Source organism: Lysinibacillus sp. BPa_S21, assembly GCF_023337795.1.
GTDB lineage: Bacteria > Bacillota > Bacilli > Bacillales_A > Planococcaceae > Lysinibacillus.
This window is the reverse complement of the sequence record NZ_JALIRS010000002.1, coordinates 508,638-531,438: the sequence shown is the minus strand read 5'-3', so window position 1 is coordinate 531,438 and position 22,801 is coordinate 508,638. Positions and strand designations below refer to the sequence as shown.

General features: G+C 37.2%; 18 protein-coding genes and 1 other annotated feature. Of the genes, 8 read left to right on the top strand and 10 right to left on the bottom strand.

Annotation, left to right across the window (positions count from 1 at the left end):
* Window positions 1-261 precede the first annotated feature (261 nt).
* Both mnmM and mnmL read right to left on the bottom strand, forming a co-directional pair.
* The gene (gene mnmM, locus MOK21_RS05730; RefSeq protein ID WP_249072994.1) at window positions 262-840 is read right to left on the bottom strand and encodes a tRNA 5-(aminomethyl)-2-thiouridylate-methyltransferase MnmM; all 579 of its coding nucleotides are present in this window, start codon (window positions 838-840) and stop codon (window positions 262-264) included.
* Window positions 837-1,793 carry a tRNA modification radical SAM protein MnmL/YtqA gene (gene mnmL / locus MOK21_RS05725; RefSeq protein WP_223556943.1) on the bottom strand — a complete coding sequence of 319 codons (957 nt, stop codon included), beginning with the start codon at window positions 1,791-1,793 and terminating at the stop codon, window positions 837-839. Before mnmL ends, mnmM begins: the two co-directional genes overlap by 4 nt.
* A gap of 215 nt (window positions 1,794-2,008) precedes the next feature.
* Between mnmL and MOK21_RS05720 the strand changes: the two genes are divergently transcribed.
* The 6 genes from MOK21_RS05720 (at window position 2,009) to MOK21_RS05695 (ending at window position 9,983) form a co-directional block, all read left to right on the top strand.
* Window positions 2,009-3,187 carry an MDR family MFS transporter gene (locus tag MOK21_RS05720; protein ID WP_249072993.1) on the top strand — a complete coding sequence of 393 codons (1,179 nt, stop codon included), beginning with the start codon at window positions 2,009-2,011 and terminating at the stop codon, window positions 3,185-3,187.
* A 142-nt stretch (window positions 3,188-3,329) separates the two neighbouring features.
* A complete protein-coding gene (locus MOK21_RS05715; RefSeq protein ID WP_283164619.1) occupies window positions 3,330-3,707 on the top strand; it encodes an ArsR/SmtB family transcription factor in 378 nt (125 codons plus the stop codon).
* 50 nt (window positions 3,708-3,757) lie between these two features.
* Complete coding sequence (locus tag MOK21_RS05710; protein WP_249072991.1) at window positions 3,758-5,524, top strand: SulP family inorganic anion transporter; 1,767 nt, start codon at window positions 3,758-3,760, stop codon at window positions 5,522-5,524.
* Between the two features lie 189 nt (window positions 5,525-5,713).
* Window positions 5,714-5,925 (top strand) — a binding site (T-box leader).
* 93 nt (window positions 5,926-6,018) lie between these two features.
* Window positions 6,019-8,436 carry a leucine--tRNA ligase gene (gene leuS / locus MOK21_RS05705; RefSeq protein WP_249072990.1) on the top strand — a complete coding sequence of 806 codons (2,418 nt, stop codon included), beginning with the start codon at window positions 6,019-6,021 and terminating at the stop codon, window positions 8,434-8,436.
* Between the two features lie 103 nt (window positions 8,437-8,539).
* Window positions 8,540-9,061 carry a sigma-70 family RNA polymerase sigma factor gene (locus MOK21_RS05700; protein WP_249072989.1) on the top strand — a complete coding sequence of 174 codons (522 nt, stop codon included), beginning with the start codon at window positions 8,540-8,542 and terminating at the stop codon, window positions 9,059-9,061.
* Complete coding sequence (locus MOK21_RS05695; protein WP_249072988.1) at window positions 9,048-9,983, top strand: hypothetical protein; 936 nt, start codon at window positions 9,048-9,050, stop codon at window positions 9,981-9,983. The genes MOK21_RS05700 and MOK21_RS05695 overlap by 14 nt, the downstream gene beginning before the upstream one ends.
* Before the next feature lie 39 nt (window positions 9,984-10,022).
* On the opposite strand, the gene MOK21_RS05690 is transcribed toward MOK21_RS05695, so the two are convergent.
* From MOK21_RS05690 to MOK21_RS05660, 7 genes are all read right to left on the bottom strand, one after another.
* Window positions 10,023-11,219, bottom strand: a complete 1,197-nt coding sequence (locus MOK21_RS05690; protein ID WP_249072987.1) for an MFS transporter — start codon at window positions 11,217-11,219, stop codon at window positions 10,023-10,025.
* Window positions 11,220-11,229: 10 nt separating this feature from the next.
* Window positions 11,230-12,498 (bottom strand): TRAP transporter large permease, encoded by a 1,269-nt coding sequence (locus MOK21_RS05685; protein ID WP_249072986.1) that lies wholly within the window; start codon window positions 12,496-12,498, stop codon window positions 11,230-11,232.
* Window positions 12,479-12,976: a TRAP transporter small permease gene (locus MOK21_RS05680; RefSeq protein WP_249072985.1), complete on the bottom strand. Its 498-nt coding sequence runs from the start codon at window positions 12,974-12,976 to the stop codon at window positions 12,479-12,481. Before MOK21_RS05680 ends, MOK21_RS05685 begins: the two co-directional genes overlap by 20 nt.
* A gap of 237 nt (window positions 12,977-13,213) precedes the next feature.
* Window positions 13,214-14,257, bottom strand: a complete 1,044-nt coding sequence (locus MOK21_RS05675) for a DctP family TRAP transporter solute-binding subunit (RefSeq protein ID WP_249072984.1) — start codon at window positions 14,255-14,257, stop codon at window positions 13,214-13,216.
* 57 nt (window positions 14,258-14,314) lie between these two features.
* Window positions 14,315-15,301 carry a DctP family TRAP transporter solute-binding subunit gene (locus MOK21_RS05670; RefSeq protein ID WP_283164630.1) on the bottom strand — a complete coding sequence of 329 codons (987 nt, stop codon included), beginning with the start codon at window positions 15,299-15,301 and terminating at the stop codon, window positions 14,315-14,317.
* A 427-nt stretch (window positions 15,302-15,728) separates the two neighbouring features.
* Window positions 15,729-16,397 carry a response regulator gene (locus MOK21_RS05665; protein ID WP_249072982.1) on the bottom strand — a complete coding sequence of 223 codons (669 nt, stop codon included), beginning with the start codon at window positions 16,395-16,397 and terminating at the stop codon, window positions 15,729-15,731.
* Window positions 16,394-17,881: an ATP-binding protein gene (locus tag MOK21_RS05660; protein WP_249072981.1), complete on the bottom strand. Its 1,488-nt coding sequence runs from the start codon at window positions 17,879-17,881 to the stop codon at window positions 16,394-16,396. The genes MOK21_RS05665 and MOK21_RS05660 overlap by 4 nt, the downstream gene beginning before the upstream one ends.
* Before the next feature lie 951 nt (window positions 17,882-18,832).
* Here MOK21_RS05660 and MOK21_RS05655 point away from each other — a divergent pair.
* Complete coding sequence (locus MOK21_RS05655) at window positions 18,833-20,104, top strand: L-lactate MFS transporter (protein WP_249072980.1); 1,272 nt, start codon at window positions 18,833-18,835, stop codon at window positions 20,102-20,104.
* Window positions 20,105-20,539: 435 nt separating this feature from the next.
* A complete protein-coding gene (locus MOK21_RS05650) occupies window positions 20,540-21,232 on the top strand; it encodes an AIM24 family protein (protein ID WP_249072979.1) in 693 nt (230 codons plus the stop codon).
* A gap of 177 nt (window positions 21,233-21,409) precedes the next feature.
* Here MOK21_RS05650 and MOK21_RS05645 read toward each other — a convergent pair whose 3' ends face one another.
* Complete coding sequence (locus MOK21_RS05645) at window positions 21,410-22,660, bottom strand: BaiN/RdsA family NAD(P)/FAD-dependent oxidoreductase (RefSeq protein WP_249072978.1); 1,251 nt, start codon at window positions 22,658-22,660, stop codon at window positions 21,410-21,412.
* Between the last annotated feature and the right edge of the window lie 141 nt (window positions 22,661-22,801).

Below are 22,801 nucleotides of genomic sequence, written 5' to 3'. Positions count from 1 at the left end.
AGTAATAATTAAGTACTCCTTCCTATCCCCCGCGCCATCGGGGGATATTTTCTTTTTACTAAAAAAGCATGATTCCAATAGCTATTGGAATCATGCCTTATATAAATTTAACTTCTTTTAGCAGAAGTCTCCCATCTCTAAAAGTGGTGAGAAAATGCGGTTTTAAGTCACTTTTCAGCAGGTGTCCAAACATCTGCTAAAAGAAGAACATTCTGGACGCAATAATGCCCCGAGGCATTATTGAATATGGAAACAATCTAACTAACTTAATGAATAATCTTTCATTTTTTCTAAAGCAATCACAAAGGGAGGGTCATTTTGTTGATTTAGAAACTCGTATTTTAATACATGGACATATTTTTGGGGAAGTTGACTAACATATTCTATCACTGCATCTCGTTCTTCCTTGCCACCCGGATGACCGTGATAAATGACAAGGACAATAAGTCCACCGATTTTGAGCAGCTTTAGCAAATCTTCAATTGCTTGAATCGTTGTATTTGGTTGTGTGACGATGTCGTGATCACTGCCAGGCAAGTATCCAAGATTGAAAATGGCAGCAGCTACCGGCTTGTGAACATAGTTGGCGACTTCTTGATGCCCCCTATGTAAAACAAGTGCACGGTGCTCTAATCCATTATCTAAAAGGCGATGGAGAGTTGCATCCACAGCGCTCTTTTGAACATCAAATGCGTACACTTGACCTTCATCGCCGACAAGCTGTGCTAAAAATAATGTGTCATGGCCGTTCCCTGCAGTGGCATCCACTACAGTGTCGCCCTCTTCAACTGCATCTTTTATTAGCTGCTGTGCATATTGTAAAACACGTTGTAGCTTCATTTGGCAACCTCAGCTTTATAAAATTTCCCTTGCCAGCTTCCACGGCGTTCAAGTTCAGCATCAATTCCATTTAAAACTTCCCATTTATTAACGCTCCACATCGGCCCAATCATTAAATCAATTGGTCCATCTCCTGTAATACGATGAATAACCATATCTGGTGGTAAAATTTCAAGCTGATCTGCTACTAGCTTTGTATAAACTTCCTGATCTAAAAATTCTAACATACCCTTTTCATATTGCTTCACCATTGGTGTACCTTTTAAAAGGTGCAGTAAATGAATTTTAATGCCTTGTACATCAAGCTTTGCGACTTCACGAGCAGTTTCCATCATCATGTCATAGTCTTCAAGTGGGAGACCATTAATAATATGCGAGCATACGCGAATGCCGTGCTTGCGTAGCTTTTCAACACCTTCAACATATGTTGCATAATCGTGGGCACGGTTGATAAGATTTGCTGTTTTTTCATGCACAGTTTGAAGGCCGAGCTCAATCCATAAATAGGTGCGCTCGTTTAATTCAGCTAAGTATTCAACGACATCATCTGGCAGACAATCTGGGCGAGTTGCGATTGATAAACCAACAACACCCTCTTGAGCCAATGCTGCCTCAAATTTTTCTTTTAATACAGGTAGCGGGGCATGTGTATTTGTATATGCTTGGAAGTAGGCCATGTATTTGCCGTCCTTCCATTTTTGATGCATTTTGTCACGAATTTCAGCAAATTGTACCTCGATAGGATCCACTTTGTTACCTGCGAAATCACCTGAACCGGCAGCACTACAAAACGTACATCCTCCAAAGGCAACGGTACCATCACGATTTGGGCAGTCAAAGCCTGCGTCTAGTGCTACTTTAAAAACTTTATGACCAAATTGCTCACGTAAATAACGATTCCATGTATAATATCTTTTCCCATCTGAAGGAAAAGGAAAGTTTGTTTCTGTCATTTGTTTCACTCCTCTAGCGTTATATTTTATCATGTGCTGGTGTTTCCGTCATGAGGGAAGAATTTAATAATATGACAATGTACGAAACGAAAGCGGAGTGAATCATGAGGAGGACGAAAAATATATGTAAAAAGAGTAAAATTATTTTTCTTGTGCTTTTGTATTTTTCAACATAAACTAACTATTTAGAGTAGCGAAATAATGGAGGTCATTCAATGCCAAAAAGTGTTTGGTTTTTAATTATCGGAATGCTTGTGAACACGACGGGCAATTCATTTTTATGGCCTTTAAATGCCATTTATATGCACGATTATTTAGGGAAGTCACTTGCGATGGCTGGCTTTGTGTTGATGTTGAATTCTGCTGCTGGCGTATTAGGGAATCTCTTAGGTGGTTACTTATTTGATAGAATAGGTGGCTATAAATCAACAATGTTTGGCATTCTTCTGACCATTGCCTCATTAATGGCTTTAACGATTTGGCACGGCTGGCCACATTATGTGTGGATTTTAACGATACTCGGCTTTAGCGGGGGGATTGTATTCCCAGGAATGTTTGCATTAGCTGGAACTGCATGGCCTGAGGGTGGACGAAAGGCATTTAACGCAATTTATTTAGCGCAAAATCTAGGAGTAGCAATTGGTCCTGCACTCGCCGGTGTTGTGGCTGCATACCAATTTGACTACGTCTTTAAGGTCAACTTAGCCATGTATATTGTGTTCTTTTTTATAGCGTTTTTTACTTTTAAACGATTAGAAGCGGGGAGCATTGCACCGAAAAATGTCATAAGTGAAAGTAAGCGCATAATTAATAAAGCACCTTTTTATGCATTATTAATTATCAGTTCTTCCTCTATACTATGCTGGGTAGCATATTCACAATGGAGTGCGACTATTTCTTCCTATACGCAAGACCTAGGTTTAGGATTAAAACAGTACAGCTTACTTTGGACTATTAATGGGCTACTTATTGTTTTAGGGCAACCCCTAATTGCACCACTAGTGAAACGTTGGGAAAATAAATTGAAGCGTCAATTAGTATTTGGTGTAACACTTATCGCAATATCCTTTGGAATCATTGCATTTGCGAGTGATTTTAAAATGTTTGGAGCAGCAATGGTTGTGCTAACTTTTGGTGAAATGTTTTACACACCTGCGTTACCTACCATCGCTAACCAGCTTGCACCTAAAGGGCGTCAAGGCTTTTATCAAGGGATTATTAATAGTGCAGCAACAACAGGTCGTATGATTGGCCCTCTGTTTGGTGGTATTATGGTCGATCAGTTTGGCATGATTGCACTTGTATTAATCCTCGTCATTATCGTATTGTTTGCGATTATTCCATGCCTTATCTATGATTATCCTTTACGAAAAAATAAAACAGTGACAGATTAATAGATTGAATTAACAGAAATATTTCCGAAACGAGCAATAAATGTGTGAGAAGCACGTTTTTGCTCGTTTTTTTTATGTTTGATATTGAAAGTTAGCCTATAGTAGCGTACAATCAATCGTACATATTCAAATATTTGAATATATGAATTCGAAGGTCTGTGGAGGGATTTATGTGGAAGAGGGCTTGCAGCAATTTAAGGCAGATTTTTTTAAAGCTTTAGCACATCCATTACGAATAAGAATATTGGAATTACTAGTAGACGGTAAGAAAAATGTCAATGAAATTCAAAGCTGCTTAGAAAAAGAGGGCTCAGCTGTTTCTCAGCAATTAAGTGTATTACGAGGCAAAAATATTGTGTATGGGACGAAAGAGGGGAAAAAAGTTTACTATTCTTTAAGCGATCCGATGATTGGAGAATTACTTGGTGTAGCAAAAGATATTTTCAACAATCACTTAATAAATACAATTACAAGATTAGAAGAAATGACTAGTAATGAAGATCAAGAAGAGGATATGTAAACTGGGGGTTTGATGAACCTTGCTTATTATTTTGAAGGGAAGATTTATAGATGAAGTCACTGTTTACAGGGCGATTTGAAGGATATTCTATTCATCATTTGAAGAAAGATTTAATTTCAGGGACAATTGTCGGGATTGTAGCAATACCACTGGCAATGTCCTTTGCTATTGCGTCGGGTGTTAAGCCTGAGTATGGAATATATACAGCTATTATTGCTGGAATACTAATTTCCCTTTTGGGTGGCTCGAAATATCAAATCGGGGGACCTACAGGTGCGTTTGTACCAATTTTATTGGGGATAGTCATTTCGTATGGCTACGAAAACTTACTTGTCGCAGGATTAATGGCAGGGATTATTTTATGCTTAATGGGTATGTTTAAACTTGGCTCATTAATTAAGTTTATACCTCGTCCCGTGACAATAGGTTTTACAGCAGGGATTGCTGTTATTATTTTTACCGGTCAAATCGCTAATTTCTTAGGTTTGACAGCTATGAAAAGACATGAGTATTTTATTGACAATGTAAAAGAAATTGTTATGCATATTGGTACGATCAACGCTTATAGTGTTTTAACGGCAGTCATTAGTCTTATCATTATTTTAATAACACCGAAAGTTTTACCTAAAGTGCCTGGTGCGTTAGCTGGTATTGTTGTTTCTACACTAGTTGCAACGTTCTTTTTTTCTGGACAAGTTGCCACAATAGCAACTGCCTATGGTCAAATTCCAAATACATTACCTAATTTCGCTATTCCTGAGATCACATTAGAGCGAATTCAGCTCCTTATTGGACCGGCATTTGTCATCGCGATGCTCGGTAGTATTGAATCACTTCTATCAGCAGTAGTAGCGGATGGAATGACAAATACAAAACATAATAGTAATCGAGAACTTGTTGGGCAAGGCATTGCTAATATTGTCACACCTTTCTTTGGAGGGATTCCTGCAACGGGTGCTATTGCCCGTACAGCGACAAATATTAAAACAGGTGCAGTATCGCCATTATCCGGTGTTATTCATGGTGTATTTGTATTAGTCACTTTATTATTATTAGCACCTTTTGCTTCACATATCCCATTAGCAAGTATGGCTCCAGTTTTAATGGTTGTGGCTTGGAATATGAGTGAGCAAAAGCATTTTGGGCATATTATAAAATTAAAATCAGGCGATTCTCTCGTTTTAACCATTACGTTTCTCCTAACCGTTTTTACAAGTTTAACATTAGCTGTAGAGGTTGGGCTCGTGTTAGCAGTCGTATTATTTGCGAAGCGTATGAGTGAAAAGCTTATCGTAACAAAAGTATTACCAGACCATTCGTTAAAGAGTGGAAAAGTGCAATCGCATGTTGTTCATCAGAAGCGTGACTGTCCTCAAATTAGTATTTATACAATTGAAGGTCCGCTTTTCTTTGGTGCAGCCCAAAATTTTGAGCATGTAATTGTAAGCTCTATTCAGCAACAACAAAAAGTTTTAATATTACGTATGAGTAAAGTGCCCTTTATGGATTCAACAGGAGAGGCATATTTTAGCAATATCATTCAAAATTTTAAAACACAGGGAGGTACTATTTTAGTTACGGGTGTTCAAGATGAATTGAAATCAGCGCTACAAAACAATGGCTTATATACTGCCATTGGTGAAGAGAATTTCTATCATCATACAGGAGATGCGATTAATGAAGCTTTAAGCTATTTAGATACAAATAAATGTATTGGTTGTTCGCATTTTGCTTTTCGTGAATGTCAGAAGTTATCCTCCTTACCAGAGGAAAAAGCGGATTTAATTTCTTTCAGCAAAAGTCTTCCACCTCTATAGTTGGTAGATGAATGCAGATGAATACCAGTACCTGTCGCTACGCTTTCGGTACAGAAAACACTTGCTGAAGGAAATGAAAGCCTACGAACGTAATTATGTAGGGGCATGATTAATTTGTTCAATAATGGGTAGTATGTAAACAAAGTCTTGTGCTTTTTAGTACTTTCCATTAGAATAAATGCAATACATGTAAAGACAGTGATGAGGAATAGTAAATTTGTGATTCTTTTTAGAGAGCTAGCGGTTGGTGGGAGCTAGTAAGAAAGCAAATTGAACTCGCCTTCTGAGTCTGCCCGCGTGAAACAGCGCGTGCCGTTACTTCCGCGTTAAGGAAGCTAGAGCCGAGTGTGATCACTAATTTGGGTGGTACCGCGGGAGATACGAATTCTCTCGTCCCTTTCTGATAAAGGAAGGGGCGAGTTTTTTTATTTTTTAAATATTTTGTCAATTACTACTGAAGTGAAAAGCATGACACATTTAAAGGAGGAATAATCATGAGTTTTAATCATCAACAAATCGAAAAAAAGTGGCAGCAATATTGGGCTGATCATAAAACTTTCAAAACTGAAAATGAAACAGAAAAACCAAAATTTTATGCGTTAGATATGTTCCCATACCCATCTGGTGCAGGTCTTCATGTAGGACATCCAGAGGGCTACACAGCGACAGACATTCTTTCACGCTTTAAACGTATGCAAGGCTATAACGTTCTTCATCCTATGGGCTGGGATGCATTCGGTTTACCGGCTGAACAATATGCACTTGATACAGGAAATGACCCAGCAGAATTTACAGCGAAAAATATCGCGACATTCAAACGTCAAATCCAAGAGCTAGGCTTTAGCTATGATTGGGATCGTGAAATTAACACAACAGATCCAGAATATTATAAATGGACACAATGGATCTTTATCCAACTTTATAAAAAAGGCTTAGCTTATGTAGATGAAGTAGCTGTAAACTGGTGTCCAGCACTTGGAACAGTACTTGCAAACGAAGAAGTTATTGATGGAAAGTCAGAGCGTGGTGGTCATCCTGTAGAACGTCGTCCGATGAAGCAATGGATGCTTAAAATTACGGCCTTTGCTGATCGTTTAATCGACGACTTAGAGGAAGTGGATTGGCCAGAGTCTATTAAGGATATGCAACGCAACTGGATTGGTCGTTCGGAAGGTGCAGAAGTAACATTTAGTATAGATGGTACAGATGAAAACTTCACGGTGTTTACAACTCGTCCTGATACATTATTTGGTGCTACATATTGTGTTATTGCACCTGAGCATAAATTAGTGGAGCAAATTACAACTGCTGAACAACGTCAAGCTGTAGAAGCTTATTTAGATAAAGTAAAATTGAAATCTGATTTAGAGCGTACAGATTTAGCAAAAGAAAAAACAGGCGTATTTACAGGTGCTTATGCAGTTAATCCGATTAACGGTAAGAAAATGCCAATTTGGATTGCAGACTACGTATTAGTATCATATGGTACAGGTGCAATCATGGCGGTTCCCGCACATGATGAGCGCGACTATGAATTTGCAAAAGAATTCGGCCTAGAGATTATTTCTGTCCTTGAAGGTGGAGACATTAGCAAGGAAGCATTCACAGGGGATGGTAAGCACATTAACTCTGACTTCCTTAATGGGTTAAACAAAGAGGACGGTATTGCTAAAGCAATTGAATGGCTTGAGGAAAAAGGTGTAGGAGAGAAGAAAATCTCTTACCGTCTTCGTGACTGGTTATTCTCTCGTCAACGTTACTGGGGTGAGCCAATTCCTATGATTCATTGGGAAGATGGTACAACGACGCCAGTACCGGAATCAGAATTACCATTAGTGCTACCTAAAACGGATAATATTCGTCCTTCAGGTACTGGTGAATCGCCATTAGCAAATATTGCGGAATGGGTTAATGTTGTTGATCCTGAAACAGGCAAAAAAGGTCGTCGAGAAACGAATACAATGCCACAGTGGGCAGGTTCTAGCTGGTACTTCTTACGCTATATTGACCCAACAAATAAAGAAGCCATTGCAGACCCAGAGTTACTAAAACGCTGGTTACCAGTTGATATTTATATCGGTGGGGCAGAGCATGCAGTATTACACTTGCTTTACGCTCGCTTCTGGCACAAAGTTCTATACGATTTAGGCGTTGTACACACGAAAGAGCCATTCCACAAATTATTTAACCAAGGGATGATTCTTGGTGAAGGTAATGAAAAAATGTCTAAATCAAAAGGCAATGTCGTTAACCCTGATGAAATTATTGCTTCACACGGTGCTGATACACTACGTTTATATGAAATGTTTATGGGTCCACTTGAAGCCTCTGTTGCATGGTCAACAAATGGTTTAGACGGGGCACGTCGCTTCTTAGATCGTATTTGGCGTCTATTTGTCAATGAAGAAGATGGTACAATCGCTGCAAAAATTCAAGCTTCTGATGATAAAACACTTGAAAAGTCATATCATCAAACTGTGAAAAAAGTAACAGAGGATTACGAGGGTATTCGCTTCAATACTGCTATTTCACAAATGATGGTATTCATCAATGATTGCTACAAAGCGGATGTTATTCCAACAGAATACGCTGAAGGCTTTGTGAAAATGCTAGCTCCAATGGTTCCACACCTTGCTGAAGAACTATGGCAGATATTAGGCCATGATGAAACACTTTCATATAAGGAATGGCCATCGTATGATGAGGCTAAACTTGTTGATGATGAGGTTGAAATTGCCGTACAAGTGCTTGGCAAAGTACGTGCAAAAATCATCGTAGCGAAAGATGCTTCAAAAGAAGAAATCGAAAAAGTAGCACTTGCAGATAGCAAAGTACAAGAGTATATGGCAGGCAAAAACTTAGTAAAAATTATTGTCATTCCAGGCAAGCTTGTTAATATCGTTGTTAAATAATAATGTAAAAAGTGTCCAATATTTGGGCACTTTTTTCTTTTCTACTGAAACCAACTGAGATTTCGATACGACTATAGTGTGAATGGGAACAGGAGGTGTTTGTTTGAGTGAGCATTTAGCAAGGGTTATGGAAGAGCATGGTGAATATTGTCTTCGAGTAGCTTATCTATATGTTAAAGATTGGGCTATTGCAGAAGAAATTGTTCAAGATGTATTTTTTGCTTATTATCGGCAACAGGAGCACTTTGAACAACGATCCTCACTAAAAACATATTTAGTCAAAATAACAGTACATAAAAGTCATGACTATCTACGAAGCTGGAAAAATAAGCGTCATATTTTATTTAAAAAGCTGCACATTGGAGTCAGTAAACGATCGGCTGAAACAAATTTACTTGAAAAGGATGAGCGAAGAATTGTAACAGCAGCTTTGCTTGAGCTTCCAATCATCTATCGAGAAGTCATCATTCTTTATTATTACCAAGAATTAAAGGTGCGAGAAATAGCAGAGGTTCTGGCATGTACAGAAAATACAGTGAAAACAAGATTGCGTAGAGCTAGACAAATTTTGCAGGAAAAACTGGACAAAAGCCATTGGGAGGTGCTAGAAGATGACATCTTTTAAGGATAAACTGGATAAAGAGCTTGGAGAAGCCCCGCGTTTCTCACAACAATTGCAGGACCGTATTTTGCTAAATGTATCTCAGGAAGATAAACAACCTCGTAGTTGGCAATATCCAACGATTTTCATTGGAGCAGTCGTGACAATCCTCTTCTTGATGGTAATTGGCCCGTGGAAGCAAGTAGATACATCTAGGCATGCGACGATTGTTGAGCTAGCTCAACATGAGGTTAAACAGTTTACGAGTGCGTATAATTGGGATGAAGATTCCTTTAAGGCTGGAAGAACTGGGTGGATCTTAGGGCAACAAACTTATAAAAAAGAGTCGGAAACAACGCTCATTGCAAATGCACTTCAAAAGGCAGTAATATCGAAGAAGGATAATGATTATTATGCATTTCGTGATGTATGGGTGGAGTTTGACAACGGGCAAGTTGTGCGGCTAAAAGTGTTCTTAAACGATGAGCAGCTAGCTTTTAGCGATCGACATACAAATCTCTTTTACAAAGTGGAAGATGGCGATACTGCGTCGTCATTTATTGCTCTTATGCAAAAAGATAAAAAAAATATTAGTTTCGGTGAGATGCTTACATTTTTATTAATTGTTCTCTTTCTAGGTTGGCTTTTAGAAAAAGCAATTCGGAAAAAGTATAGCATTCCAGAGGATCCGAAGTATATAAATACAGGCCATCAAAGTACAACGTATATTGCTAAGTTTATACAAGGATTGGCTTTAATTTTAGCTAATATATATGGGTGGTTTATATATACAGCTGCAATAGTCGGATTTTTAGCTGTCTCCATGATCAGCAAAATTGCCATTGACTATTATTATGGGCGTGAGGAAAAAAGACATTATACATCAATTGGTTTATTTATTGCACTAGTTCCACTAATCATCATTGTATTTATTATTTATTTTTAATGAAAAGGAAAGAGATGCTCGAATGATTACAGAGCATCTCTAATTTCTACCTTTCTTACGTAATGTGTAATGTAAAAAAATTATATACACGATAGGAAGAAAAACTGTAATAAAGACAATTCCCTGCCATTTGAAGAGTGGCCATATCGGACTGAGTAATGTACTTCCAGAAGCAACCCCAACATAATAGGATACAAGATACAAACTGGAAGCACTTCCCTTTTGATGGCTGGCTGTTTGACTAACTGTTGCAGAAGTTAAAGCATGCGCGGTAAAAAAGCCTAAGCATGCAATACAAAGCCCGACAATAATAATGAAAAGGGACGTACTTAATGTTAATAATATGCCACTAACTAATAACAACACCCCAAATGTTTGGATTACATTTATCCCCACTTTACCCGCGAGTGAATTAGCAATCGGTGAACCAATAATTCCTAACCCATACGCTAAAAAAATAAACGATATCGTTTTTAATGAAAGTAAGAATGGAGGTTCAGTTAAATAGTATGGAATAAATGACCACATGCCAGTAAATGATAACTGCAAAATAATACCTAGTCCAAAAAGAATAATTAAATTTGGATTTTTTAAATGAAGCCAAAATCCGTATAAATCGTTATGGATCGTACGATTACTCTTCGAAAAGTTTCGAGATTTTGGTAAGGTAAGCCAAACTATTATGAAAATAATAAAACCGAATAGCGCTAATGAGAAAAACGCTGTTTCCCAAGAAAATTGTTCTGTTATATAGCCCATCATGAGCCGTCCAATTGTCCCACCTAATGCATTACAAGAAATATAAAGGGCAGTAGCAAGACCCATTGATTGGTGATTGACCTCTTCACTAATATAGGCGAGTGCTGCTGCGGGAACACCGGCTATTGCAAAACCTTGGATAAAACGTAAAAAAATGATGAAATAAAAAGAATCTGTTAAAGGCATAAATAGAAACGGAATAATCGTTAGAATAACAGATAAACGAATAAATAATAATCTTCCGTGTCGGTCAGATAGAAATCCTAAAACGATTAATCCAATGATTACTGATACAGTAGTTACGGACATGGACAGACTTGCGTAAGAAACAGAGATTTGAAAGTGCTCTGTAAAGAAGGGGAGTAGGGGTTGTACCGAGTACATTGCTGCGAATACAAACACCGAAGCTCCTCCTAGACTAGTGACAATTATCCAAAATTGACGGTCTTTAATCGAATAGCCCTTTGTAAAGTCCATAAATAATCCTTTACTTCATGTGTTCTGGTAACCAGAGTGATAATTGAGGTATTAAAACAACGATTGCTAAAAAGATAATCATTAATACGATAAACGGAATTACACCTTTCACAACTTCTCCTAGCTTCTCTTTGGCAATCCCACTTACAACAAAGAGGTTTAGTCCAACAGGTGGTGTAATCATGCCAAGCTCCATGTTAATCGTCATAATAATCGCAAAGTGAAGTAGGTTGATATCGAAATGTGCAAGTATTGGTAAAAGGATAGGTAAGGTAATTAATATAATTGATACAGCTTCTAAGAACATACCCATGAAAAAGAATAGAATATTAACGATAATCATGAAGATCCACTTGTTTAAATCGCTTTCTGCAATCCAGGCACCAACTTGTTGTGGTACTTGTGCATTCGTTAAGTATAGTCCAAACAGGGAAGCGGCACCGATGATTAAGAATATCATCGCTGTAATGTTAATAGATTCTACTAAAACTTCACGGAAGTCTTTTAACTTCATTTCACGATAGATGAAAAGTGAAACGATTAAACCGTAGAATACGGCAATAACTGCTGATTCCGTTGGTGTAACAACGCCTGAATAGATGGTTCCTAAAATTAAGAATGGTAAAAAAGCGCCCCAAATAGCTTTTAACGATTTACGACCACGTTCACTCCAACTAGCTGGCTTATCTCCTTTAAAGCCATTGCGTTTAGCGTAAACAATTGCTGCAACAATTAAAATCCCTGTTAATGCTAGTCCTGGAATGATACCAGCAATAAATAATTTACCAATGGATTGCTCTGAGGTAATACCGTAAATAATTAACGGAACACTCGGTGGAATTAATATCCCTAGTGTACCACCAGCAGCAACAAGTCCCATCGAATAACGTTTTTTATAGCCAGCAGAAATCATAGCAGGGATCATGATAGAACCAATCGCTGCAGCAGTTGCAGGTGAAGAACCAGAAATCGCTGCGAAAATGGCACAGGCAATGATTGTCACAACCGCAAGTCCTCCTGGAAGATGTCCGATCCATGAACGTAACGCTTCAATCAAATATTTAGAAATCCCACCACGCGCCATTAGTACCCCTGCAAGGACGAATCCTGGAATCGCCATCATCGGGAAAGAGTCGAGAGCCGTAAAAATACGTTGAGGAATCATATTCATATTGAAATCGATTTGGAAAAACACAAGGATTGTCGATAGTGCCAAACTTATTGCAACAGGTACTCGTAAGAATAGTAATAGAAAGAAACTAAGTAAGAGGATTAGCATATTCTTCGTCCTTTCCTCGTAGAATATTGACTAATCTTTCTACGAATCTTAGTAAAAATAAAGCCCCTGAAATAGGTAGAACTAAGTAAACGATCCACATGGGTATTCCAATATCAAGTGATATCATGCCTGATGTATAACGATTTTCCACTAAGATAAAGCCGTAATACGTATAAATTAAACAAAAAACAATACTTAGTCCTGTGGCTACTAAATCTAATACACGTTTCATTGAAGGTTTTAATTTATCATATAAAATATCTACTTGAATATGTTGATTGTGACGAAGGGCTAAGCCAAATCCAAAAAATGTACCCCAAATTATAGAATAACGTGCTAATTCTTCTACCCATGCCTGTGGTTCATTAAAAATGTAACGCATGATGACGCCGTAAAAAATAAGAGAAACACCTGCTACAAAAAAAGTTCCCGCAAGAATCTCTTCTAAGTAGCCCCATACTTTATGCAAGGCTTTCATTCTTTTGCCTCCTTCATTTGATGCATGTACAAAAGGGTACGATTTTCTACTATAAGTGCAGATGAATTTTAAAGTGCATCCAAGCACCCATTTGTACAGGTTCAATGTTCAATGTAAGTAATTTACGTATTTTTATTAAAAAGAATCTGCGAGAATTCTGAGGGAGCTTGCGGCATACCCATAGGAATGAGCAGATTCTTTTTGTTTGAGTTATTCAATTCTTACTATTTAAAAAATTTATTTTAAATCTCGGATACCATTGATTAATTCTTCTGTAATAGAATCACTGAACTCTTCATAAACTGGTTCAAGTTTTGTTTTAATTGCTTCTTTTTGAGCGTCATCTAACTCAATTACTTCAATACCAGAGTTTTTAATGTTCTCAAATGATTTGGCATTTTCTTCAGCGGCTAAATCCCAAGCTAATTTTGTTGCCTCATCTAAGGACTCTTCAACTGCTTTTAATAAATCTGCAGGGATTTTGTCCCAGAAAGATTTGTTAACAAAGATTGCGTAGTCAAGGCGACCATGTTGAGATACTGAGAAGTACTTTTGGACTTCTTGATATTTTTGAGTATCAAAGTTATTGAATGTATTTTCTTGTCCATCAACTGTCCCTTGTTGTAGAGCAGCGTATGTTTCGCCGAACGCGATTGTTGCAGAACCAGCATTTAAAGCTTTGAATTGTGCTTCTAGCACTTTACCAGCTTGAGCACGGAATTTTAAACCTTTAAAATCTTCAACATTTACAAGTGGATGCTTATTGTTTGAGAAATGTTTAAAGCCATTTTCCCAGAACACTAAGCCTTTAATATCATTAGCTGCTAACTGATCAGATTCCAGAATTAATTTAGCAACGTCAGATTTAAAGAATTTACGTACATGTTCGTCGCTTTCAAAAAGATAAGGCATATCAACATATTGCCAACGTGGATCGATTTTCACCATTTTTGTTACCGAAGGGGCGATCATATGAACATTCCCAGATACTAGTGCATCTAGCTCGTCATTATCCCCATATAATTGTGATGAAGGATACACCTCAACTTTAACTTTACCCTCTGTCTTTTCATCTACTAATTTAGCGAAAGCATCTGCAGCTTTTCCTTTAACACTATCAATAGATGTTACATGTGAAAATTTAATGATAAGAGGTTTTTCTTTTGTATATCCACCGTCACCTTCTACTGGAGCAGAAGCGTTCCCTTTTTTGTCGCCACTACAAGCTGCAAGTGCGAGAACAAGAACAGCCATAAGTGACATAAAAAGCCATTTTTTCATTACATATCCCCCTAAAAAGTTTAATTATAGTTAAAAGGACAACCTTTTGAACCCAAGTTAATGATGTGTTTGATATTTAGGAAGTGCCTGTATATATTTTTCCCCGAAACTGTCTGTGTAATAGTCATAGACGGGATCAAAGGCAGACGCCCATTTCTCAATATCTTCATCAGATAAGTAGTGGATTTTAATACAATTGCAAGCTTCCATTTCTTTTAGCCACTGTGCCGTTAATTCTTCTGCAAGCTGCCATTCCCACTCCTGCACTTCCTCAAGTGTTTCGATGAGTAGAATTTGCACATCCTTTGGTAGAGAGTTCCAAAATTCGTGGTTCATCAGTGGTAAATAACCGAGATAGCCATGATTACTTATCGTTAAGTAGTCTTGTAAAGAGTATAAATTTTTGCTTGTAATATTAGTGAGCGTGTTTTCCTGACCATCTATTTTGCCTTTTTGTAGCTGATTGAAAACTGTATTGAAATCAATGCGTTTTGGGATGGCTCCAACGCTAGAGAATTGTTTTGCTAAAATATCACTTGGCATAATCCGCATGCGTAAGCCATTCAAGTCGCGGACATTTTCAATAGGGTGGATATTGTTGCTAAGCTGTTTAAATCCACTATCCCATATGCCCATAGAATACAAATTGTGTGCATTTAACTTTGTCATTAAAGATTGACCAATCTCACTTTCGACATATGTATGAACTTCGTCTGCGTTTTTAAATGCATACGGTAAATCCATGACTGACCATTCTGGTACAAGCGTTGTAATTTTTGAAATAGCAGGTGCAATCATTTGGGTATCACCACGTAACAGTGCATCCATTTCTTCACCATCTTTATAAAGAACACCATTTGGAAACACCTGAATTTCGACGTACCCACGACTCCGTTCTTTAATTAGCTCTGCAAATTTTACAGCTGCCATTCCTTTAGGTGTATTTTCACCAACTACGTGTGAAAAACGAATAACGATTTGTTCCTCGTGACTTAGCTGCTCATTGTCGGTAGGGTAAACCTGTTCTTGGCATGAAGCTAACAGAATTGTTAGGAAAATGAGAGCGCTAACAAAATTGAGCTTGAAACGATTACTTCCTATACAAATTCACTCCTGACCTTATAAGATATGAACGCTTATCATTGTAATTCATCTGAATAAATAAACAATATTTTGGTTTTAATGGACATTTTGGTATTTGTGGTATATAACAATTTATTATTTCAATAAACTGTTGCAAAACAGATGGCGGAGTAATATAGGGGATAAAATAGAGGGCATATCAGCATAACAACGGAATGATTTCCGTTCCAATTGATACTAGCAGATGATGAAATAAAAGAAAAAATCTGCCCTATTCCTTTAAAGAAGTTTTGAATAAGCTTTCAAGCCATTAGTATCTTTAAAGGAGGCAGATTCTTGATATTTAATTTAGGGAAGTTTAACTTATCTGTTTGGGTACAGCTGCATTTTATTTAATAGAATAGTATTTAGTTGGACGACCAACTGTCCCATATTGTAATTCGATTTTGACAGTTCCTTTAGTAGCTAAAAAGTCTAAATATTTCCTTACAGTTACTCTTGCCATTCCAACATTTTGTGCAAGTTGCTCTGATGTAATAGATGCTTGATGGGCTGTTAAATATGTAAGAATTTGTTGCATAGTTATCGTGTTAAGTCCTTTTGGAAGTTCTGTTGATTCGTGTTGAATGCCAAGCCACTTATCGATGTCCTCTTGCCTAAAAGCTTCTGAATTTGGTAGCTTCTTTGTTGAGTTTTTATATTGCTGTAAAGCCTTTTCGAAGCGTTCAAAGCGAAATGGCTTTATAAGATAATCGATTGCTCCAAGTCGAAGTGCCTCCTGTACGGTTGGTGCATCTTTTGCCGCTGTAATCATGATAATATCTGAAGGAATACGGTCTGCTCGAAGCTTTAAGAATAATTCCATTCCGGTCATATCAGGTAAAAACATATCAAGTAAAATCAGATTGGGTTTTTTGTTTTTAATTTTCTTATAAGCATCACGTCCGTTAACGGATTCACCTACTAGCTGAAAACCATTCAATTTATTTAAAAAACCTTTATTTACTTCAAGTACCATTGGATCATCCTCTACGATAAAAACTGAAAGATTACTCATTGTTCTCCAGTCACCCCTACTTCTATTGTAATAATTGTCCCAATATCAACTGTTGATTCTACTTGAATAACTCCGTTATTTGACTCTACAAGCTGTTTAACAAGGGCAAGACCGATCCCATGACCTTCTTTTTGTTTCGTACTAAAACCATAATCGAAAATTCGCTGTGGCATCCCATCAATCCCTTTACCACTATCCTGTACTTCAATAAATAAATGATGGTTATTGCCGATTATAGTTAAGTGAACATCTTTATGAACACATTCGAAACATGCCTCCATAGCGTTGTCCAATAAATTACCGATAATGGTTACTATATCGCCACTTGAAAAACCACTCTTAAAATCGATTAAGTTCGAGTCCTCGTCAATCGTTAGCTCTACTCCGAGCTCCTTTGCTCGAGAAAATTTACCAAGCAATAATCCTTGAATTGAATAATCATGAATTTTGTCATGTAAGCTTTGAATAATTTCTTCCTCAACAGTTATCTCATCAATTATAAGACTCAAGGCGTCATCATTACGCTCCAACTGAATAAGTCCTGCAATGCTATGTAGACGGTTCATATATTCGTGTTGCTGTGCACGTAAGGAATCTACGAGTATTTTAATGCCTGTTAATTCTTCGGCTAACATATTAGCTTCTTTCCGATCGGTTAGCATAATAAGGTAGCCAGCATTTTGCTCCATTATGCGAATCGGGAAGGTGCGTACTAAGTACATTTGCTCAAACAACAAAAGTGGTCGATATACTTCATGCTGTTGCAGGGTATCCTCTGCAAGCCAAGTCCCTTTAAACAAAGTTTTTCGTGTAATCTTTTGTCCGAAGAAATGAGTATACTGCCTTGCTAGTCGATTAATGAATGAAACATTTCCACTTTCATCTGTAGCTAATATTCCAATGTCCATCGCCTGGATAATGCCTGAGCGTTCTTCCAACAATCGTGCTATCTCAAATGGTTCCAAGTTAAATGTCTGCCGTTTTAAGTGATTAGCAACTAAAATGGAACCACCTAATCCAATGGCTAAACCCGAAAAAAGAGATATTAATATATCGAATTGATATTCGCCTAGAAGGTTGTACCACTTTGGTGCAAGTAGTCCAACAGTTATGACGCCAACTTGCTTTGTCCCTTCTTCATTCATAATAGGTGCAAACGCTCGTATGGAATAGCCAAGAACGCCATGTGCTTTCGATATGTATTCGTGCTGTGAAAAAGCTTCAATTTCGTCTCCACCTTCAAACACTGTGCCAAGCTTACTTTCAGATGGATGAGAATAACGAATTCGATTCATATCAATAATGACTATATAATCGACATCTGTTGATAAACGAATGCGCTCTGCAATAGGTTGAATAATTTCAAATCCCGATGGTTTGCCTACATTATTTTGAACATCGGTAAGCTGTGAGACAGTTCGCGCAATAGCGAGGGCATGTGCACCAAATTCTTTTTCTAATGCCCCTGCCAAATTATGAATCATAATGGCTCCACTTGTTGCGATTGAAAAAATAACAATAATGAATGAAAAAATAAACATTTTTAGACGTAGAGAAATATTTTTCATAGCAACGTAAAAGGAAAGACATATTAAGCTTCCTTCAATTAAATTAACACCTCTTTAATTAAGAAAATTTTGAATAATCATCTTCGAATTGAATAATAGCCGTATAAGAAAGCATCGAAAGTTACTTAAGTGACGACACTGGGAATTTCTCTCTATTATAAATTATTAGTTTACTGTAATACAATATGGTTAAATATTACTGTTTTTATTTGTGAACCATAGTAAATGTTTAATATAACTAATTGGTTTAGTTAGTTATACATTTAAAAAAGGTCTATTTAAAATAAAAATATATATATTTGAATAATAAAAATGAGAAGGTAATGATTATTCGCTTTTTAATATGCAAAATATATATTGGGTTTATTTAATTGGTTATCCATTAAAAGCAAGATATATCATTTGGAGGTGTTTTTTGATCACTTTTTACACGAAAGAAATTCGTTGATTTAAGTTTTAAAATTCTCTTTTTCTCAAGAAATTTCTACATAATGAATATTTGTTTGTAATCTTTTAAAGAAACATAAAAAAATAAGTGAGTTAGAAAGATCGGAATATACATTGATTGCATGTGAAAATATGCACAAAATTAATTATATCGAAATAATTTATGTAGAGTTTGATAATAGAGTAGAAAAATAATATTAGCTAAAAAATGTTGTGGTTTTCGTATAATAAACGGCTATTTACTTAGAGGGAGTAAGGTTTTCGTTATAAGATTATTAGGATGGAAAATAAAATACTTTTTCGAGAAATAATATTTTTTGAAAAAACATCTTGCATTTGAATAATTCTAAGTGGTAAATTATTTTCATGGACGTTCATAAAACTTTCACAGGTAGCAAAAGAGGGGAGAAAAGAGAATTTATGAATAAAAATAGATGGTTAATTGCATTATCCGCAATCGCTATTCATCTTTCGATCGGTGGAGCATATGCATACAGTGTATATAAGCTACCGATTGTCACAGAAATGGGATGGAGCGAAACAAATGTAACGGTTGCCTTTACAATAATGATGGGGCTTGCTGGTTTTTCCGCAGCATTATTTGGTAACTTAGTAGAAAAGATGGGACCACGTAAATCCGCGATGGTAGCAGCTGTTCTATTTGGAGCAGGACAAGCTGGTGCGGGTGTAGCGATTTCAATGGATTCCGTAACAATGTACTGGTTAACATATGGTTTACTAAGTGGATTGGGTATGGGTATTGGTTATATTGCGCCTGTATCGACATTAGTAAAATGGTTCCCGGATCGCCGCGGATTAGCAACAGGTATGGCTGTACTTGGATTTGGTTCAGGAGCACTTATTACAGCACCAGTCGCAGCTAACTTAATGGAGGCTGTTGGTATTTCTACAACGTACTTTATTTTAGGGGCAAGTTATTTCACGTTAATGATTTTAGGGGCTTCATATATAGCACCGCCTAAGCCTGGTTATATGCCAGCGAATATGAAGGCTGCTGCAGATAATGGTAAAGAAGTAGTGAAGAAAGATTTAGCTGTCATGTCAGCACGTGAAGCTGTAAAAACTAAGCATTTCTGGATGCTTTGGTCGATGCATTTAGTAAACGTAACAGCAGGTATTATGATGATTTCTGTTGCATCTCCAATGGCTCAAGAAATTGTAGGATTATCAGTTGCGGGAGCCGCAGCAATGGTAGGGATAATGGGATTATTTAATGGTGGTGGTCGTTTAGTATGGGCTGCTGTGTCTGACTATATTGGTCGTTCGAACGTCTTTGTAATTTTCTTTATCGCACAGCTAGTTACATTTATCGTCTTACCGCATACAACAAACGTTATTATTTTCCAAGCACTTATTTTCTTAGTTGTTAGTTGCTATGGTGGAGGTTTCTCGAATCTACCAGCATTTGCAAGTGATTTATTCGGTACGAAACAACTTGGAGTTATTCATGGTTATTTATTAACGACTTGGTCATTAGGTGGTATTTTTGGTCCGCTTTTAGTAAGCACTATTAAAAACTCTTATGGAAGTTATATTCCAGTATTCTATGTGTTTACAGGGTTAATTGCTGCTTCATTAATTATTTCATTAACTTTACGTGCAGATGTACGTAAACGAACAGCATTAAAAGAAGCTTCTGAAAAGGTTGGAGACGTCTCCGCAACACAATAAATTATACTTTCAATTCGCACTTGAAGGTATTGGCCATATGAGTGTCATTTCGCACATGACGCTTGTATGGTCTTTTTTTGTGCAACTGTTGTTATATAACACTTGATCAATCTCTGTTTAATGTATAACAGTTGGTATCGGATGTCAATATCATTACTGGAAATAAAGTGATTTCGCTACTAAAAGAGAAATTTTGTAACGGAAAGCAAATGCGAGGTTCATTAATTGATTTTCAAGAGGGTGACCGAACAACTGACGTTTTTAGTCATTTCGCCATGAACGAAACGATTCATAATGAAAGCGTAAATTGGTTACCGTTTCATGAATAAAAGATTCAACTGTTTTATTCAATTATTCGTTTTTTTACTTCTTTGATTTGATTGAATCTTTTCGAAAATTAAAACGTATATAAAATAAATAAGGAGGCAATGTGATATGGGGAAATTTTCTTTAAACGATTTTATTAATAAAACACAGCAGGACGACAACGAAAATGAATATTTCGAGTTAGAAACTGAGCGTGTATTAGAGGTCAACCTAAATGGCGAGGTTTGGTCGAAAATGGGCGCAATGATTTCTTATGTAGGAGATATTAAGTTTGAGCGTGAACGTGTACTGGAGCATGGCCTTGGTAAAATGTTCAAAAAGGCATTAACAGGTGAAGGTACGCAACTTATGAAAGCGAAAGGTAAGGGACGACTTTATTTAGCGGATCAAGGGAAAAAAATAACGGTCTTCGATTTAAAAGATGAAAGCATTTGCGTAAACGGTAATGATTTACTTGCCTTTGAGCCAAGTATTGATTGGGATATTCACTTAATGCGTAAAATGGCAGGCGTCATGTCAGGTGGATTGTTTAATGTAACTTTACAAGGAAAAGGAAAGGTAGCCATTACAACTCATTTCGAACCGTTAACATTGTTAGTGAAGCCTGGTGAAACGGTCTATACTGATCCGCATGCCACAGTAGCATGGTCAGGTAATTTGGCACCAGAGTTTAAAACAGATATTAGCTTCCGAACATTTATCGGTCGTGGTAGTGGTGAATCCATTCAAATGGCATTTTCAGGTGAAGGATTTGTCATCATTCAACCATACGAGGAAGTCTATATGTCTAAAGAAGGCTAAAAAAAGCGTGTCCTTATTTTCGGGACACGCTTTTTATTAGAATCGCTGATAATTCGTTGAATATCGCTGATAAAGGACTTAGAATCGCTGATAAGCCATTGGAATCGCTGATAAGCCGTTCAATATCGCTGATAACTCCCGAAAAATCGCTGATAAAATTCTGAGATACCGAGTATATTACAGTCCTGCGTTCATCCCTGCAATTCGTCCTGTCACAAGAGCAGATGTTATATTATAGCCACCTGTGTAGCCATGAATATCAAGAATTTCTCCGCAGAAAAATAAACCAGCCTTTTTCTTTGAAGCCATTGTCTTTGGTTCAATTTCTTTAACAGAGACGCCGCCTCCAGTGACGAATGCTTTTTCAAGGGACTGCGTACCACTAACTGTCATCGTGAAATTAACGAGAAGTTTAGCTAAATTGCGGATTTTTTCCTGTGATAATTCAGTACCTGTCAATTGTACATCGATGTCTGCGCGCTCACATAAAAATAGAAGCCAACGTTCAGGTGTTATTCCTTTCCAAACGTTTTTTACCGCTTTTTTGGGATCTTCTTTAATGAGTCTGTTTAAATATTGCAGACATGTTTCTTCATTATAATCAACAAGTGCTTGAATACGCATTGTCACAGGCTCGTAACCTGTTTTCATTAATTCTTTCACGACAAATTGACTACAGCGTAAAACAGCAGGACCGCTTAATCCAAAATGAGTAAAGAGCATGTCCATTTGATGTGTTACGAGCACTTTGCCTTTTTTGTTTAAAACAGAGACAGCGACATTCCGTAACGCAAGTCCCTGTAGCTCACGTGCTTGAATAAAATCTTCTTTCGATAGAACAGGAACCTCAGTAGGGAATAGTGTAGTAATTGTATGGCCAGCACGCTCTGCCCATGGATAACCGTCTCCTGTTGAGCCAGTTTGTGGAACAGCTTTCCCACCAACTGCCACGATTACTGCTTCACTACGAATTTCTGTACCATCCGAAAGGCGTACCCCGAGAATTTTTTCCTCATCCATTAGCAGTTTATTGACGGGGGTATTTAAGCGTACTTCTACATGCAGCCTCTGAAGCTGACGAATAAGTGCATCTACAACATCTTGCGCGCGGTTCGATACAGGGAACATACGCCCATGATCTTCCTCTTTTAATGCTACACCGAGTCCTTCGAAAAATGTGATAATATCCTCATTATTGTAAACTGTGAATGGGCTGTAAAGAAAACGGCCATTTCCAGGTATGTGTTTAACTATTTCTTCAACTGGCAATCGATTTGTGACATTACAGCGACCGCCGCCTGAAATGGCTAATTTTTTGCCGAGCTTCGTCCCTTTTTCTAATAATAATACTTTCTTTTTACGCTCTCCAGCAGCGATAGCAGCCATTAAACCAGAGGGGCCACCACCGATAACGATAACATCGTACATATATTTAAACTCACTTTCTTTTCAAATTAGGAATCTTTCCTATTATACATGAAGTCTATATAGAGGGGCTTCTTTCACATTGAAAATACAACAAAAGTATTTTATAATTTCTTATCTTCTACTTTAAGTAGCTCGTCACCA

Coding starts and splice junctions, on each gene's coding strand:
- MOK21_RS05680 (WP_249072985.1), bottom strand. CDS start 12,976: ATGAAAGCCTTGCATAAAGTATGGGGCTACTTAGAAGAGATTCTTGCG.
- MOK21_RS05660 (WP_249072981.1), bottom strand. CDS start 17,881: ATGATTCATAATTTGGCAGGGGCATTAGAAAAAGAATTTGGTGCACAT.
- MOK21_RS05685 (WP_249072986.1), bottom strand. CDS start 12,498: ATGCTAATCCTCTTACTTAGTTTCTTTCTATTACTATTCTTACGAGTA.
- MOK21_RS05690 (WP_249072987.1), bottom strand. CDS start 11,219: ATGGACTTTACAAAGGGCTATTCGATTAAAGACCGTCAATTTTGGATA.
- MOK21_RS05645 (WP_249072978.1), bottom strand. CDS start 22,660: ATGTACGATGTTATCGTTATCGGTGGTGGCCCCTCTGGTTTAATGGCT.
- MOK21_RS05665 (WP_249072982.1), bottom strand. CDS start 16,397: ATGAGTAATCTTTCAGTTTTTATCGTAGAGGATGATCCAATGGTACTT.
- MOK21_RS05720 (WP_249072993.1), top strand. CDS start 2,009: ATGCCAAAAAGTGTTTGGTTTTTAATTATCGGAATGCTTGTGAACACG.
- MOK21_RS05710 (WP_249072991.1), top strand. CDS start 3,758: ATGAAGTCACTGTTTACAGGGCGATTTGAAGGATATTCTATTCATCAT.
- MOK21_RS05650 (WP_249072979.1), top strand. CDS start 20,540: ATGGGGAAATTTTCTTTAAACGATTTTATTAATAAAACACAGCAGGAC.
- MOK21_RS05715 (WP_283164619.1), top strand. CDS start 3,330: ATGAATTCGAAGGTCTGTGGAGGGATTTATGTGGAAGAGGGCTTGCAG.
- leuS (WP_249072990.1), top strand. CDS start 6,019: ATGAGTTTTAATCATCAACAAATCGAAAAAAAGTGGCAGCAATATTGG.
- MOK21_RS05675 (WP_249072984.1), bottom strand. CDS start 14,257: ATGAAAAAATGGCTTTTTATGTCACTTATGGCTGTTCTTGTTCTCGCA.
- MOK21_RS05655 (WP_249072980.1), top strand. CDS start 18,833: ATGAATAAAAATAGATGGTTAATTGCATTATCCGCAATCGCTATTCAT.
- mnmL (WP_223556943.1), bottom strand. CDS start 1,793: ATGACAGAAACAAACTTTCCTTTTCCTTCAGATGGGAAAAGATATTAT.
- mnmM (WP_249072994.1), bottom strand. CDS start 840: ATGAAGCTACAACGTGTTTTACAATATGCACAGCAGCTAATAAAAGAT.
- MOK21_RS05695 (WP_249072988.1), top strand. CDS start 9,048: ATGACATCTTTTAAGGATAAACTGGATAAAGAGCTTGGAGAAGCCCCG.